The 16256-nt window shown below is 51.3% G+C and carries 14 protein-coding genes and 1 riboswitch; of the genes, 10 read left to right on the top strand and 4 right to left on the bottom strand.

Features of this window, described 5'->3' with window-relative positions:
• Positions 1 to 329: 329 nt before the first annotated feature.
• The 3 genes from GQF01_RS17960 to GQF01_RS17950 form a co-directional block, all read right to left on the bottom strand.
• Positions 330 to 1469, bottom strand: coding sequence for a YncE family protein (locus GQF01_RS17960; RefSeq protein ID WP_161408086.1), 1140 nt, complete (start codon positions 1467 to 1469; stop codon positions 330 to 332).
• Between the two features lie 75 nt (positions 1470 to 1544).
• Complete coding sequence (locus GQF01_RS17955) at positions 1545 to 3026, bottom strand: S-layer homology domain-containing protein (RefSeq protein WP_161408085.1); 1482 nt, start codon at positions 3024 to 3026, stop codon at positions 1545 to 1547.
• Positions 3027 to 3310: 284 nt separating this feature from the next.
• Positions 3311 to 3913 (bottom strand): biotin transporter BioY, encoded by a 603-nt coding sequence (locus GQF01_RS17950; RefSeq protein ID WP_161408084.1) that lies wholly within the window; start codon positions 3911 to 3913, stop codon positions 3311 to 3313.
• 124 nt (positions 3914 to 4037) lie between these two features.
• Between GQF01_RS17950 and GQF01_RS17945 the strand changes: the two genes are divergently transcribed.
• The 7 genes from GQF01_RS17945 to GQF01_RS17915 all read left to right on the top strand — a co-directional run bounded on the left by GQF01_RS17945 (position 4038) and on the right by GQF01_RS17915 (position 12742).
• A complete protein-coding gene (locus GQF01_RS17945) occupies positions 4038 to 4874 on the top strand; it encodes an ATP-binding cassette domain-containing protein (RefSeq protein ID WP_161408083.1) in 837 nt (278 codons plus the stop codon).
• A complete protein-coding gene (locus tag GQF01_RS17940) occupies positions 4865 to 6532 on the top strand; it encodes an ATP-binding cassette domain-containing protein (protein ID WP_161408082.1) in 1668 nt (555 codons plus the stop codon). The genes GQF01_RS17945 and GQF01_RS17940 overlap by 10 nt, the downstream gene beginning before the upstream one ends.
• A 135-nt stretch (positions 6533 to 6667) precedes the next feature.
• Positions 6668 to 7453, top strand: a complete 786-nt coding sequence (locus GQF01_RS17935) for an EcsC family protein (protein WP_161408081.1) — start codon at positions 6668 to 6670, stop codon at positions 7451 to 7453.
• Positions 7454 to 7907: 454 nt separating this feature from the next.
• A complete protein-coding gene (locus GQF01_RS17930) occupies positions 7908 to 9137 on the top strand; it encodes an NAD(P)/FAD-dependent oxidoreductase (RefSeq protein ID WP_161408080.1) in 1230 nt (409 codons plus the stop codon).
• A gap of 185 nt (positions 9138 to 9322) precedes the next feature.
• A riboswitch (cyclic di-AMP (ydaO/yuaA leader) is annotated at positions 9323 to 9484 on the top strand.
• A gap of 97 nt (positions 9485 to 9581) precedes the next feature.
• Positions 9582 to 11417 (top strand): APC family permease, encoded by a 1836-nt coding sequence (locus GQF01_RS17925; protein WP_161408079.1) that lies wholly within the window; start codon positions 9582 to 9584, stop codon positions 11415 to 11417.
• 57 nt (positions 11418 to 11474) lie between these two features.
• Positions 11475 to 11735: a YqkE family protein gene (locus tag GQF01_RS17920; RefSeq protein ID WP_161408078.1), complete on the top strand. Its 261-nt coding sequence runs from the start codon at positions 11475 to 11477 to the stop codon at positions 11733 to 11735.
• A 38-nt stretch (positions 11736 to 11773) separates the two neighbouring features.
• Positions 11774 to 12742 (top strand): polysaccharide deacetylase family protein, encoded by a 969-nt coding sequence (locus GQF01_RS17915; RefSeq protein WP_328803481.1) that lies wholly within the window; start codon positions 11774 to 11776, stop codon positions 12740 to 12742.
• Between the two features lie 300 nt (positions 12743 to 13042).
• Here GQF01_RS17915 and GQF01_RS17910 read toward each other — a convergent pair whose 3' ends face one another.
• Entirely contained in the window at positions 13043 to 13258 is a 216-nt protein-coding gene (locus GQF01_RS17910) for a hypothetical protein (protein ID WP_161408076.1), read from the bottom strand.
• 186 nt (positions 13259 to 13444) lie between these two features.
• Here GQF01_RS17910 and GQF01_RS17905 point away from each other — a divergent pair, with 186 nt between their 5' ends.
• From GQF01_RS17905 to GQF01_RS17895, 3 genes are all read left to right on the top strand, one after another.
• The gene (locus tag GQF01_RS17905) at positions 13445 to 14857 is read left to right on the top strand and encodes a hypothetical protein (RefSeq protein ID WP_161408249.1); all 1413 of its coding nucleotides are present in this window, start codon (positions 13445 to 13447) and stop codon (positions 14855 to 14857) included.
• A 212-nt stretch (positions 14858 to 15069) separates the two neighbouring features.
• Positions 15070 to 15663: an NUDIX hydrolase gene (locus GQF01_RS17900; RefSeq protein ID WP_328803478.1), complete on the top strand. Its 594-nt coding sequence runs from the start codon at positions 15070 to 15072 to the stop codon at positions 15661 to 15663.
• Positions 15660 to 16091 carry a DUF1284 domain-containing protein gene (locus GQF01_RS17895; RefSeq protein WP_161408074.1) on the top strand — a complete coding sequence of 144 codons (432 nt, stop codon included), beginning with the start codon at positions 15660 to 15662 and terminating at the stop codon, positions 16089 to 16091. The genes GQF01_RS17900 and GQF01_RS17895 overlap by 4 nt, the downstream gene beginning before the upstream one ends.
• Positions 16092 to 16256: the final 165 nt, after the last annotated feature.

Genomic DNA, 16256 nt, shown 5'->3' with positions numbered 1-16256 from the left:
CGAGGTTTTGGAGCCTGTAGGGGAACTGCAGGCCCTTATTTGCCCGCAATTCCCCGGGTTCCCTTCGAAAGCGTGCAAATAGCGGACCACAGTTCTCTCGCTCCTCGCGGAAAGGGGCGCTTCGAAGAAATAGCGCCCTGTAGTTCCCTTCCGAGTAGGCGGTGCCGTGTCTCATCGCGTGAAAAGCAGCTAGATGTGGCCGAGAGGGCCGATTAGGCCGTCTCACCCGAAAGATTAGCTAGTTTACAAGAAGAGAAACCCACCAATAGGCGCACTCAGCATCTGTGATACGGTATTTCATCGTTCAACTCCGATCTAGCCAATTCATTTCACTCCGAAAGCAGCTGCACATCCAGTGGATAATCTGGCAGCTCGAAGTCGCGAACTGCGCCAGAGACCAGATCCACCACAGTCATCCCATTCCAGCCAGTATCTGCATAAGTGACGCCGCCTGTAAGGTAAGCGTACCGTCCATCCGCACTAGTGGCGACCATTTGGTGCATACGCTCCAGCGGGAAAATCTTCTCGACATACGATTCGACGTCAACCACAGTCAAGTTAGGCTTGCCGGTAGCACTTCCCGCTGCGCCAATGCCGACGATGAGCAGCTGCTTGCCATCGGCCGTCAGGGCCACGCCCTCTTGATGCGTGTTGCCCGTCAGCGGCTTCATCTCGTACTTGCCGCTAGCAGGGTCGAGCACGACGAGACCTCGCCCTTGATACGGCAAGAGCAGGCGGCCGTCGGCACGAACCGCCGCGTAGTGCGGCTTCTCGAAGCCGCCTTTGCCGAAGGGAGCCACGTCAAGGGTGCGTGCCTTGAGCTGCACAGGATCGACAGCCGTCACGGAGTAGGAGTCGTGATCGATGCTGTAGACCTCGCGTCCGTCTGGGCTAGTCACCACATCAAACGGTCGAACGCCTACAGCGACACTGCCTGTCATAGCGAGCTTCTCCGCGTTCATGATCTCCAGTTGGCTTTTCACACCTCCGCCGCGACCGGTCAAGTACACGCCGACATAGACAAATTTGCCGTCAGGGGATACGGCAATTCCCATTCCACCGGGACGGTACTCACCGTATTGCGGCTTGCCAATAGCGTCTGCGGCCTGATAAGGTACTAACGCAATACGTTTGCGCTGCTGCGTATCCACGACAGCGACACCTTCCGCGGTGGATATATAGGCGCGATGATTAGGACCTATGGCAATGGCAAAAGGCGCCTTGCCAACCGTCAGCTTTGCAAATTGCCCTGCAGCAGGGTCAAGAAATGACATATAATCACTCTTAGAGTGAGTAACAAGCAATGTTTCTTGCGCAGGCACAGTTGTTGGTGCTGGTGCTGCAGTAGGTGTTGCGGCAGTAGTTTCAGCTGGCACGGCCACAGGCGCAGATGCTGGTTGCGAACTGCAACCAACCACGATAAGAGCGAGCGTCAGCATAGCGAATAACGCACGATTTTTGGACAGCATTTAAATCACCTCATTGGCATGGATGGTAGAACAAAAGGAGCACCTCATACAAGGTACTCCTCTCCTTAGCTTACTTTATTTCGCAACAGTCAAAGTTACTCCCGCAGCCGAAGCCGTAGCCCACTTGCCTTCTGGAGCGACAGTGTACGTCATACCTGGCACAAGTTGGCCATTATTAAGCAAAGCGAAAGTACCTACAGCACCTTTACGCGTAGTCAGCGTGTATTCTGCTGTCAGAACAGCACCGTCTGTACCCGTCAAAGTAACGCGGCGTGAAACGAAGATTTCATCCTTTGGATCTTGGGAAAGGGTCACGTTAATCGTCTTCGCATCCACTGTGGATGCGGATTGAATCGTTAGCGGCGCGATGTCTTTTGCGGTGAATGTAGCATTTTTCAAAGTAGCCCAGTCCGCAGAAACCGTGTAAGTCACACCTGGCTTCAATGTTTCGCCGTTAGGCAGAAGGAATTTAGGCGCTTGACGGCCATCGGTTGCTTGGGTGAATGGCAAATATTTGGCAATCATCGGTGTGCCGCCATCAGGAGTGATTTGCACCTCACGGTTACGCATCGAAGAAAGAATTTCATAAGTCATGCCATTATATTGATTCTTCTCATTTACGATAAAAGAGCCTGGACGGCCTTTGGCATAGGCTGCAATGACATAACCATAGTCTGCTACACCATCAGCCAAGTGGGACTCAACTTCAAAAACATCATTAGCTACTTGCTGCGTGGAAGCCAAAGCAATCTTCTCTGTGCTCGCAGTAAAAGTCCCGGCAGGCTCACCTTTATAAGTTAGCGTGTAGGTCGTTCCGGCTTTTTGAGTTGGAACTGGCACAATGTAAGTTGAAGTGGATCCGGTTTTTAACCGTGGAACGTTGTTGATGGCCAAACCGTTGTCGAAAACAAAGTTTTTGGACGCGGGTTCAAGTTCTAATTCTGCCGTAGGAATCGGTGCTGAGAAGGTGACCTGCAAGGTAATTGCATTCAAAACCTCCAGCTTTGTCACATGAATAGGAGCTAATTGCTGCGCTTCGAAAATGAGAAGAGCGGCCTCACCGCGTGTCACTTGACTGCTAGTTAAAGAAGCGTAACTCGGCAATTGCTGTACAGCCGCTGTATCAACTTTTAACACCTTCGCAATGACACCTGCCAGTTGCTCGGAAGAGACAGTAACGCCGCCTTGGAATTGACCATTTGTGGAAGTGATAGCTCCTACAGATTCAAGGGCTGCCGCGTAGGAGTAGAACCAATCTCCTTTTGCTACATCGCTAAAAGTTGTTGTTTCCGCTGTGTCCATGTTGATGTGCAGAGCGAGTGCGGCCATTTTGGCGATTTCTGCGCGAGTTACCGCTTGATTAGGAAGGAAGCTGTGATCCTCATAACCGGATAGCACTTGTTGCTCAGCCAATTTTTCAATGGCTGTTTGTACGTTGGAAGAGCTTGAGGCATCAGCGAAAGGGTTCGCGGCCATGGCATTGAAGGGTAGAATAGCGGACAAACTTACAGTTGCTGTAAGGGTCAAAGCGGCAATTATTTTTTTGTTGTTTTTCATCTATAACACTCCTGTTCGATATAATGGGGTTGCTAGGTTTACAAAGTTGCCTTATGCTGTGTGCGACATATCTGCATCGTGTGTCTTGCGTCGTGCCTGCTTACAAGATCAAGCTTACACGTCAGAGCATTACAATCGAATAAAAAATCAGACCTGCACATTACAAAAACGTAAAAATCGCGTGGCCACCTGTCAGCAAGCAAAAAAAAGCCTTACCGCTCCAAGGAAAGAGCAGTAAGACTGAATGTTAACGATTCGTATTCATAGTGCAATATATCCCTTACTTACATACGGACATCCGTACGCTGCACAACGCTATGCGAAGAGGAACCCGTAAGCCGTTCTGGAGAAAATACTTGTCGAACCGGCACAATGATAAGCACAGCAACCACAGCTTTGATCGCATCCCCTAAGAGGAAGGGGTAACAGGCCGCAATCATCGCTTTTTCAAACGTATAAGACGGAACTTTGTACATCAACCATGGAACTCCCGCAAGATATAGAACCAGAGAACCGAAGATTTCAATCACGAGGAAGGCGGCAATGTAGCCCATAACGCCCTTCACGCGAATACGCGGCAAGATCATACCAATCAACATGGCAGAGATCGGCCAGATCATAATAAAACCGCCCGTAGGTCCAAGCACGATGCCTAAACCACCATTGCCGTGAAGCAGCGGAAAGCCAACAGCCGTCAAGATCACAACAAGAGCCATACTGAAGAAGCCGTAACGCGCTCCGAGCAAGCCGCCGGCAAGCATAACCGCTAGCGTTTGCAGAGTAATGGGTACAGGTGTAAAAGGCAGTGAGATGCTTGCAAAGCTGAATAAGACAAGGATTGCTGCAAAAAGGGCACTGAAAACAACGCCGCGCAAAGTGAGTTTCATATTGTTCATCGCTCCTGTTTCTGTTATTGTTTATGTATTGTCAACTTCAATTTATAACAATGGTTAACAATAAATCATTCAGATCATAGCACATCTTTTATGAAAGTGGAAGGACATTTTATATATGGCAAATCGAGAAATTGTGGCTTCTTTGCAGAACGCCTCCGTCGTTTATCGCACACAATCAGAAGAGGGACGGCGCGTATGGTCGGATGTCTCTTTAGAAATTTATAAAGGGGAATGGATGGTTGTAATTGGGCCAAACGGGAGCGGCAAAAGCACCCTAGCTAGCTGCCTCTTGGGCTTAAGTCCACTCTCAAGCGGAGAAATATTGCGCAAGGAACCTGGGCAGATTAGGGGCGTGCTGCAATTGCCGGATGCCCAGTTCGTTGGAGACACCATTCAAGAGGAATTTGATTACCTGCCGGGCAAGCCGGATTTAACAATTGAAGAACGCAAAGCATGGTATCTCCAAAGCCTGTCAGCTGTGGGCTTGTCGCTACCGCTCGAACGAACGCTTTCTACCTTATCAGGGGGGCAAAAGCAGTTAGTTAATCTAGCGGCCGTGCTTGCTCAGCAACCCGAAATCTTAGTGCTGGACGAGCCGACGGCGATGCTAGACCCCGCAGCAAGACAGGGAGTCCGCCAAGCCGTACGCGAAGCTCATCAACGAGGTACGACCATTGTATGGATTACACATCGGCTGGAAGAAGTGGCGGATGCGACGCGAGTTATTGGATTTGGCGATGGGCGGATCACGTTTGATGGGGGACCGAGGGCTTTCTTTTATGGGGAAGAGGAAGAGAAATCGCTGGAAACATCACCTTGTTCGGAGCTGGGCCTCGACTCTCCCTATGTGGTGAAAACAGCCTTCGGCTTGCTGAATCATGGCTGTAAGCTTCGTTTGCTTCCGCTGGATATGGATGAGCTGGCCGAGGCGGTGGCCGATACATGTCTATAACTTTGCAAAACATTCAGATCAATGTCCCGGATGATCCTAATCAGCAACTGCTGAAAGACATCAGTTTTGAGCTTTCAGACGGTTCAGTTACCCTATTAATCGGTCATTCAGGTTCGGGGAAGTCGACGCTCCTTCAGGTGATGGCGGGCATTTTGGAGCCAGCCTCAGGAGTAATAACGCTTGATGAGCAGCCTTTATGGGATAAAAGAAAGGTAGACCAAGCTCACCTCTTGCGGCTCGGCCTGATCTTTCAATTCCCGGAGCAGCAGCTGTTTGCCAGCAGCATTCGCGGGGAATTCGCCTACTCGCTGCGCCCTTATCGGCTCACGGCGGACGAGCGCGAGCGCCGCATTCGCGCCGGCTGCGCTGATCTCGACCCCCGCGGCGTCTTCGCCCTGGAGCGGTCGCCGTTTGCCTTAAGCGGCGGCGAGCAGCGCCGGCTCGCGCTGGCGACAACCTTCGCCACGGCACCGGATTGGCTCCTCATGGATGAGCCAACCGCCGGCCTCGAGGCGGCGGCCGTCCGCGAATTGCTGCGCATTATTCGCGCGCGAGAGCGTGGCGGCTTCCTCATCGCCACGCATGACCTGGACACGTTCCTGCCGTTGGCAGACCGTGTCCTCGTTTTGGACCGCGGCGAGCTCGTCTTCGACGGCTCGCCGGAAGCGCTGTGCCGCGCGCCGGAGCTGCTCGCGCGCGCGGGTGTTGGCCTCCCGAGCAGCGTGGAGGCCGCTCAAGCCTTGGCGCGACACGGCATCGCCGTCGCGCCGGATCTGCTCACGCCGGAGCTGGCTGCTCCGGCGATCTTACAGGCGCTGCGCGAACGCAGCAGCGCAAGCCCGGCGCCGGCGCCGCAAGCGGCAGCGCCGAAGCACGCGCGCGAAGCCCGCGTAGCGCCAGCGGCTGCGCCGGCCGCGTGGCTAGCGCGTGATCCGCGCGCGAAGTGGCTGCTCTACCTGCTGCTTGTCATCGGAACGATGCAGCTGCAGGTGTGGAGCGGCCTCGCGGCTTCTGCGGTGCTCCTCGGCCTTTCGTGCTTCGGCCTTCCGCGTGCCGCGATTCGCGGAAGCTGGAAGATCGCCGTGCCGTTCTTGATCTTCATGTTCATGTCGATCGCGCTGGCCGGCCTATCGTGGAGCGCAGCCGAGGGGCAGTTCCCGCTTGGCTTCGCGCTTGAGCGTGCGTGGAGCGCAGCCTTCGTCCTCACGCGCCTGTTTTTGATCTTGATGGCCGGCTACTGGTTAGCCGTGTCTACACCGTATGGTCAGCTTGTTCAGGGGCTGAACTGGGCGTTGTCCTTTTTCCGCAAAATGAAGCTGCCAGTGGAATCCTTTGCTTTGGCGGTCTCGCTCTTATTTCGATTCATTCCGCTTATTTTACGGGAGTGGCAGCGCTTCTCGGCGATTGTGAGGGCTAGAGGCAAAGCGGCGATCAGGCCCGGCATGGTACGAATGCGGGATATCCCGGCGCTGGTCGTGCCGCTCCTGCTGGCCATGTTTCACAAAGCTGAGCAAATGACCGTAGCGATGGAAATGAAAAAAATCGACGGTAAGCAGCAACTGCTGAAAAAAAGCACGTTAAGCTGGCAAGCCAAGGATACGCTGCTCGTTATTTGGAGCCTGGTTGCATTTGGGGTACTGATGCTTATGCGTTATTAATAGGGAGTAGGGAGAGCAGCTCTTTTGGAGGGGGTGCTCTTTTTGCTTGGCAGTTGCAGCGGATAGGGGGAATCTTGAGCGTGCAAGCCCCGTATACTATACTTTGAATAAGAAACGTGGACGGCGGTGCCAAACATGAAGTTTTCGGATTACAGTATCTATGAGCAGCAAACGCTGCGTAAAGTGAAGCTCTGGGAAATTCGCCAACAGAAGGCGCCAAATAGGATTGAAAAAGCCTCGAAATCGGTCTCCACGAACATCAACAAGCTCATCCCGGAAAAAGTGCACAAAACGATCACGGCCACCGTCAGAGGGATGTTTCAGACGACTCTGTTCGGGATGAATTATATCCCTCAGAGTGACCCGCTTGCAGGCGCTACTTTGGCTGAAAGTGATGCTAAAGCGGAGGAATTGCTGTCGCTCTACAAAAAGATTGCGGCTGCCGAGGGAGCGGGTACGGGAGCAGGTGGGATTTTGCTTGGACTGGCTGACTTCCCCATTCTGATCGGGATCAAGTTGAAATTCCTGTTCGAGCTTGCGCACGCTTATGGCTACTCCACCAAGGATTATAGAGAGCGCCTGTTCATCTTATATGTGTTTCAAATCGCGTTCTCCAGTCCGGCCAAGAAGCCGGCTCTGCTGGACACGATCAAAAATTGGCATGAGATCGCAAGCGGTTTTCCAGCGGCTGATGCCTATATGGATCAAGTGAATTGGCTGCAGCTCCAGCAGGAGTATCGGGATACAATTGATTTCCGTAAAATGCTGCAGCTTGTACCCGGCATCGGTGCTGTGGTTGGTGCGTGGGCGAATTTCGGCCTGCTCGAAGAGTTAGGCGTGGCGGGCATGAACAGCTTTCGCATTCGCCGATTGGCGGATAAAGCGAGGTTGGATGCTGGGAGTGAGCAGAGTAGTGAGTGAGTCGAGTCACGTTGGATGAAATCCAATGGGAATGCGAATTTGCCGGCTTTATTGCTGGCTTCGTTGGATGAAATCCAATCCGTAGGGGGAATTGGCAGCCATTTAGGCTGATATTGAAGCCTCTCGTTGGATTTCATCCAACGAGAGGCGGGGATTACGCCTCACGAGAGTGCTGCTGTTGGATTTCATCCAATGTGGAGTGAGTTATTACTGCCTCACGGTCACTGTCCTCGCCCGAGACAGCCTAATCGGCCGTCTCGACCGCATTGCAGCCTTTTTTGACCAAGCTGGGCAATATTCCAGTGATTTTCCGCAAGGAGGCACATATACTAAAAATGAGCAAACCATGTGTACTCCCTGAATGACTATGTGATTTTTTTCACATGACAACCTTGAATGGTTTGGTCGATCTTTTTCATAGAGAAAAAACGATTAATCGGAGGAGAGGATTCGGATGAGTAAACCGAAGATAGTTATTTTGGGCGCTGGCTATGGTGGGCTTGTAACCGCAATAAGGCTGCAGAAGCTGATCAAAGCAGATGAAGTGGCTGTCACACTGGTCAACAAACACGACTATCACTACATGACGACGCATCTGCATATGCCGGCAGCGGGTACGGATCATCATGAAAATGCGCGTGTAGCCATTAAGGAACTGATCGATGAGCGCAAAATTCATTTCATCAAAGCGACCGTTCAGCAGATTTTGCCCGAGGAAAAGAAGGTTGTTCTGGCAGATGAAATTCTCACTTACGACTATCTGGTCGTGGGGCTTGGAAGTGAGACGGAAACCTTCGGGATTCCGGGACTGCGTGAGTATGCGATGACGATTAACAGCATTAATAGTGTTCGCTTCATTCGCCAGCATACGCAGTACATGTTCGCTAAATATAAATTAGATTCCAAGCATAAGGAATATTTGACCATCGTCGTTGGAGGCGCGGGTTTCACAGGTACGGAGTTTGTTGGGGAATTGGCAGATCGGATTCCTGATCTTTGCCAAATGTTTGATGTTGACCCCTCACTTGTTCAGATCATTAATATCGAAGCATCGCCTACCGCTTTGCCGCCAGGACTGCCGAATGACCTCGTGGAATACGGCATGGACGTGATGCGCCGCAAAGGGGTTCAATATAAATTATCTACCGCAATTAAGGCGTGCGAGCCCGGCGGTGTCCTGCTGGGAGATGGCCAGTTCATTCCTGCCGGCACTGTCATTTGGTCGGGAGGTGTGCGCGGCAATTCCCTGTTGCAGGATGCTGGTTTCCACGTTCAACGCGGCAGGGTCAAGGTAGATGACTACTTGCGTTCCTTGCAGTATCCCGATGTTTTTATTACGGGGGATTGCTCGATTGTCATGAGCCCAGAAGGCTCGCCTTACCCCGCCAATGCCCAAATTGCGGTCCAGCAGGGCTATAATACAGCAACAAACTTGCTCCATACCCTGAGGGGGAAGCCCTTACGACCTTTTGCTTATGATTACAAAGGAACGGTTGCCTCGCTCGGTCGCGGAGAAGCTATTGGCATCCTGAAGGTCAAAAAAGTGAAAGGCAGGCTGGCTGCATTCCTCAAAAAAATGATCGATGCCCGCTATTTATTTCTCATTGGCGGTATCCCACTCATCTGCAAAAAGATGATTTTCAAGCAAAAACAAGCCACCAGAAAGCGTCATGTGAGAAATTAATTTAGCTAAAATACGCTAAAACCTAATGAATCCGACAATAAGCTAGTAAAACAGAGATACTGAAAGGATTATACCTTTGTAAGCGGATTATCAATTGAATGCGGGGAGGGAATAATCTTTTTTAAGATTTTTCCCTCCTTTACTATGAGCCAATAAGAGAGTAGTATCAACTCGTACGTTAACAGTTGAATATTTCGCTTAATTTTCTAATCAGAAAAGCGGGGGAACCACAGGTTTCAACGGGGTGAGTAAGGTGCGTCTTGTCGCATTGCGGCAGCTACCTTTAGGGCAGATTTCTCGCAGCCCGAACCCGTCAGCTAACCTCGTAAGCGGTCGTGAGAAAGGAGAACATGTGGCTAAGCACAAGGTCTATCCTTGTGTTTTTTTGCGCCCAAAAATGGGAAATCAAGCTGAAAACTAGGTTATTTGGAGGAATTTCAAAGCATGACAAGTGACTCACTGAAAAAGATTGTATTCGGTAAACCGCTGAAATCTGCGGAGCTGGAATCTGAGAAAATGCAGGTATGGAAGGCTCTGCCCATCCTATCTTCGGATGCCCTGTCTTCGGTGGCCTATGGCACGGAGCAGATTTTGCTAGAGCTTGCGACTGTTGGGGTTGCTGCTTTTGCTTTCTCATTGCCGATTGCAATCTCGATTATTGCTTTAATCATGCTTCTTGTTTTAAGCTATCGCCAGGTGATTGAGGCCTATCCGATGGGCGGCGGAGCTTACATGGTGGCCAAGGAAAATTTGGGCATGATGTCGGGAAGACTGACTGGGGTTTCCCTGCTGATTGATTATACGTTAACCGTTGCGGTTTCGATTTCGGCAGGTGTGCAGGCGATAACATCGGCTTTCCCAGTTACAGTGCCTTATATTGTCCCCATAGCCTTGGTGCTCGTTTGGGTGATGGTTTGGCTGAATTTACGGGGGACTTCTGAATCCGGTACGATCTTCGCGATTCCAACTTACTTTTTTATCCTGTGCATCCTGTTCCTGATTGGTAAAGGGATCTTCGATATGCTGACAGGATCCATGAACATGCATGAGTTCCAAGTTGTTCCCAGCTCGATGACGAGCTCATTGACATTGTTTGTCATTCTAAAAGCCTTCTCTTCCGGCTGCTCGGCCGTGACAGGTATTGAGGCGATCTCCGATGCGGTACCGCATTTCCGTACGCCATCTGTCAAAAATGCCAAGAGAACCCTGGCTTCCCTCGGCACTCTGCTGGCCATTGTTTTTGGCGGCGTGACCTTGCTGAGCTTGGGTTATGGGATTGCACCTGATCCACACGGACATACTTCGGTTTTGTCGATGGTTACGGAGCAGGCATTTGGTCGTGGAATTATGTACTATGCAACACAGATTGGCACCATGCTGATCCTAGTGTTAGCTGCGAATACGAGCTTTAACGGGTTTCCGATCTTAGCGTCCATTATGGCCCAGGATAAAAACTTCCCGCGCATGTTCTCGTACCGGGGAGATCGGTTGTCGTTTCACTACGGGATCGTAACGTTAGGCGTTTTGGCAAGTATTTTGCTCGTCATCTTTAAAGGAAAAACCGATGCACTCATTCCACTTTATGCGATTGGCGTCTTTTTATCTTTTACCCTTGCCCAAAGCGGTTTGGTCCGCAAATGGTTCAGAGAACGTCCAACAGGCTGGATCGGTAAGTTCTTAATTAATGGTCTAGGGGGAATCGTATCCCTTGCGGTTTTGATCATTTTCTGTATAACCAAATTTAGCGAAGGCGCTTGGATTGTTATTATTGTGACGCCGATTCTACTTTGGGGAATATCCAAGATTAGCAATCACTATGATGATGTAGCCAAACAGCTGCGCATTGATATCACGCAAGAACGCGTATGCATTAAGGAACCTGTGATCATTGTGCCCGTAGCAGGCATCCACCGAGTGGTGGCGCAGTCTTTGAATTATGCCAAATCCTTATCTCCCAATGTCATTGCTTTCTACGTCTCGTTTTCGGATGAGGATGAAGAAGCGATGCAGGAGAAATGGGATAAATGGGACCCGGGCGTTCGTCTTGTTGTGTTCAAATCCCGTTACCGTACGATTTTGAAGCCTTTGGCTGAGTTTATTGAAAGAGTCGATACCCATGTGTCGGAAAAGCAATCGATCATGGTGATCCTGCCCCAGTTCATGCCGAAGAAATGGTGGCATCGCCTGCTCCATAACCAGTCTGCCGCACGTATTCGCTCTAAGCTGCAAGCTGATAAAGATATCGTCGTTGCGACGGTGCCCTATCATTTGCATGAGTAGCGGTGTACAATAAAGGGGTAACACGGATGTAGAATTGGAACAGAGGTGAACCCCTTTATGGCAAAAAAGAAATGGTCTAACGCTACCGCTGAACCTAGCGCGCAAGATAAACCTGCGACACTCAAAGATTTACTGCGTCCTGATATCTTGGCAGGGCTGAAAGCTCAAGCTGATGCAATGAAAGCTGAGGAGCAGGCTCGCAAGGATGCTGCCAGAGCTGAAGCGGAGGCTGCGCGCAAGGCGGAGGAGAAGCGGCTGGAGAATGATTTTGGCCACTTGCTGGAGAAGAGCAAGCTGGATTGGAGAAAACACAAATGAGGAAGCGCTTGGTGTGCTTCCTTTTTCTTTTGAGTGTAGTGGTAGCGCTTTCAGGTTGTGGAGTGGAGGGAGCTGGAACGCCAGTTGTAGAGCCTGCCGTCAGCCCGGTGCAATCACCGTCGTCCGAACCCACATCGGCACCGGTAGAGGAATCGAGAGGTATATCGCCAGTGAGGTCGTTGGAGACACCGGAGACACTGGAGACACCGGCAGACCCTGCAATAGACGTACCATCAGACGTACCAGCAGATGTACCACCAGACACATCCGCTTTTGCATCGGAGCTCGTATCTTCAGCTAAGTTATCCCTTTCATTAGTAGAAAGGTACCAAACAGCCATCCCCCACAAATGGGGCGAGAACATCCCCGGCGTGCGGACGCATCTTGTGACGCAGGATAAGGTGATCGCCCTAACCTTTGACGCTTGCGGCGGAAAAGAAGGCAGCGGCTATGATGAGAAGCTGATCGATTACTTGATCAAGGAACAAATACCAGCTACCTTATTTGTCAATGCGAGATGGCTAAGCGCCAATCCAGATATGTTTGCCAAGCTGGCGGGGAACCCGCTGTTCGAGATCGAAAACCACGGGACCGAGCATAGGCCGCTCTCCGTGAACGGCAGAGCCGCCTATGGCATCGCGGGAACCAAAGATGTGAGCGATGCAATTCGCGAAGTCACCGGGAACGCCGATGAAATCGAAAAGCTGACGGGAAGGCGGCCGTTATTTTTCCGTTCAGGCACAGCCTTCTACGACGATATCGCTGTCGACATTGCCCACGACTTGGGCTTCCAGTTGGCGGGATATAACGTGCTTGGCGACGCTGGAGCTACATTCAACACGGAGCAGGTATACAATGCGCTTACCAAGGCTCGGAGCGGTTCCATCGTTTTGGCGCATATGAACCATCCAGAGAAAGACACGGCTGAAGGCGTCATGAAGGCCATACCTGTTATGCAGAAGGCGGGCTTTCGATTCGTTTTGCTGTCGGCTTATCCCGTAGAGTGAAATAGATGGAATTTCTCCCGTTAATCTGCGCTGCTCAGGGGTAGGAAATGAATTAGCGGTAGAAGCTCCAGCTAAATCGCCGGTAGCTCGACGAAATTGGCTAGATTTGGCGGAATTAGCGGTAGAAAATCCAGTTATCTGCCTAAAAGATGAACAAAGTCTAGAAATAGCAGGAGAAATCGGCGTTAATCTGCCGGTACGACCATGTAGTGCCCCACAACTGAAATAGCAGGAGACTGCCTTCCCTGTTATATGCAAAATCGCCCTCAGGGAGCTCCCCGAAGACGATCCTAGTGCAAATCACCTTTTTTTCATCTCAAAAAACTCGCACTCTTCCCGATTATAGTAAGCTAAATCAGCAACACGCGACTGCAGAACCACAGTCGTTTCGCTGAAACGAAGGACAACTGCATTCGAGTCGACAATGTGATCGTCTTTGAAAACACGGACAAGAGCTCCCTTTTCCACAGCCTCCTGGAAATCGGAATCCGTCACTAAACGTTGGTTACCAGCCATACTCTGCATTCTCCTTGCCTGTGTAAAATAGTTCTTTCATTGTACCACAAGGCGCCAACAATCTCCCGTTCTCCACGAACGCCTACTCTTCGCCAAGCATACAATGTAGCACCAAAGAGTCTATTTCTGATTACGAATGAAATGGACTCCCAAATGCTGCATAGGCAGAGAGGATGCGTGATCCCGATGGACATTCAATTACTACCGATTCATTGGGTTTATCTGGTATTTATTGGCTTTATTCTTACACTTCTAATCAAGCGCAGAGACACCACGATGATTTGTGTGGTTGGGATTTTTGCGCTGGGTTTGTTAGCAACAGAAACATTAAGCGGTTCAGTATCAGGGGTATTCAACAGTTTTATTTATGCAACCAAAGAGTTGATGGGGACGATCATGATTATCTCGATCATCGTGGCGATGAGCCGCGTGCTTATTCGTACGGGCATTAATGAAACGATGGTCGCTCCACTAACCCATTTTCTAAGGACGCCGGCGCTTGCTTTCTGGGGGATCGGGATCATCATGATGGTAACTTCTTGGTTCTTCTGGCCATCTCCCGGCGTTGCACTCATCGGGGCAGTGCTGCTGCCTGTAGCGGTACGTGTGGGTTTACCTGCATTAGGTGCAGCCATGGCGATGAACTTGTTCGGGCACGGGATCGCACTATCAGGAGATTACATTATTCAAGGGGCGCCTAAACTAACAGCAGATGCTGCTGGATTACCCGTAACCTCGGTGATGGAGGCGAGTGTGCCGCTAGTTATTGTTATGGGGCTTGTCACAACGGTAACCGCTTTCTGGATGATGCGCCGGGATATCAGAAATGGCACATGGCGCGACGGTCTTGTCACGAGCGGTGCAGGAGATAAGGACTCGCTGCTCTCCTCCGAGCAAGATGCCAAGTCCAATCTGTCTTCGAAAATGAGAAAAACACTCGCGATTCTCATTCCCGTACTCTTCGCGTTAGATGTGATTGCGATGTTCGTCCTCAATCTGCAGGGTGGTGACGCGACTGCGCTTGTTGGTGGAACCGCCGTGTTCATCCTCATCGGCGTTACACTGCTGGCCCACCGCAGTCAAGGTCTGGAGCAAACGACGGCCTACCTCATCGAAGGCTTCGTCTTCGGGTTCAAAGTCTTCGGTCCCGTGATTCCAATCGCCGCCTTCTTCTATCTCGGCGACGCTGCTTTCACGGACCTGTTCGGTAAAATACTTCCGGAGGGCTCGCACGGAATCGTGAACGACCTCGGCGTCGCGCTCGCAGGTGTCGTGCCGTTGAACGGCGCAGTTGGCGCCGTGACGCTCACCGTCGTGGGCGCGATTACCGGCCTCGACGGCTCCGGCTTCTCCGGCATCTCCCTCGCGGGCTCGATTGCGCAGCTCTTCGCAACCGCCATCGGTTCCGGTGCGGCGGTACTGACCGCGCTAGGGCAAGTGGCCGCCATCTGGGTTGGCGGCGGTACTTTGATTCCGTGGGCGCTCATTCCGGCAGCGGCTATCTGCGGCGTCAGTCCGTTCGAGCTGGCGAGGCGGAATCTCTTGCCTGTGCTGATCGGCCTTGCGGTGACGACGGTCGTGGCGATGTTTTTGGTGTAGATGGCAGTAAGGGCCTCCAGGTGGAGGCTCTTTTTTCTGCTTATAGACATTATGGAGACAATGGCTGAATGAGCCCAATTTGGCGATATCACAAGACTAGCGCAGATAGGACAGGATAGTATCTCCTAAAGCGGTTACAATGAACCCAGAACGAACGGGATCGGATTTGCCTATGACTCATCGGAGCAGTAAGCTTACATACAGATAACTACATGAATTTGGAGATGAGACGAATGGAAGCAAAGTTTTGTATGACTTGCGGAGCTCCTATGGAAACGCGAGATGTGGATGGTACGGTAAGAAGAGCTTGCACGTCGTGCAGTTTTGTACACTGGGGCAACTACAGTATTGGTGTTGGTGCGCTCGTAACCAAGGATGAGAAAATTTTACTTGTACGCAGAGCGCAAGAGCCTGGCAAAGGGAGATGGACGAATCCCGGCGGATATATTGAGCAGCATGAGCTGATTCAAGATACGATTGAGCGCGAAGTGCTTGAGGAGAGCGGTGTCACAGCCAAAGTCACACGCTTGGTCGCTGTGCGAGATCTACCTAGAAACATTCATAATGTGTATATCGCTTTTGAGTTGGACTATGTCAGTGGTGAGCCTGTGCCAGATGGGGTAGAAGTGGATGCTGCGGGTTTTTATAGCCTTCAAGAGATGGAAACGATGCCGGTAGCGGATTTCACGCGCTGGTTGATCGATGTTGCTTTGCATTCTACGACTGTTGGTCTTGTTGAAGATAAAGAACCTATTGTGAAAATGGACGGGTACGGTTTGTACCGCATTCCCAAGGTCCAAGCATGACGAAGCCGATCGGCCTCCGCGGGCATCACCTGCTTTGTTTGTTAGGGTACCGGGGAATGGGATACTCCAAGGAATTCTGTGAAAATATGACGAGTGTTTACGAAACACTGCGTAAGAAGCCGGCTACGATTATTCGTGTCGTACTTGGTCCAGATGATCTGTGCGCTGTCTATCCGACGGATGAGGTGCCGCATTGCGAGAATAGAACTGTCTATGATCGCGATGCGGAAATCGTAACCAAGCTTGGCCTGCAAGTCGGGATGGAGCTAAGCTGGGCCGATATTTGTGCAAAAGTAGCCGGTTATGTGAAGCCGGAGGATATCGGCAACTTGTGCGCCACCTGCCGATGGGAGCCTTATGGCGTGTGTGCCGAAGGCGTGCGTTTGATCGGGGAGGGCAGCGAGCTGCCACCAGTCGCTCCTAAATAAGGGGTTCCTCGGCTCAGTTTCTGCTCTGGTTCCTGCTTCGACAGGGAACTGAACCAAGACCGCATGTGCAACCGCGCAACCGCGACCACGACCGTAACTGTAACCGAGAGTTTGAGGAACTGTGGTCCGCTATTTTGCAGATTGGGCGGAATTTCTGCCAAATAC

Origin of the sequence: Paenibacillus silvestris (assembly GCF_009882985.1) — a bacterium.
Taxonomy (GTDB): domain Bacteria; phylum Bacillota; class Bacilli; order Paenibacillales; family NBRC-103111; genus Paenibacillus_E; species Paenibacillus_E silvestris.
The sequence above is the reverse complement of the archived record's forward strand: the minus strand, read 5'-3'. Positions and strand labels throughout refer to the sequence as shown.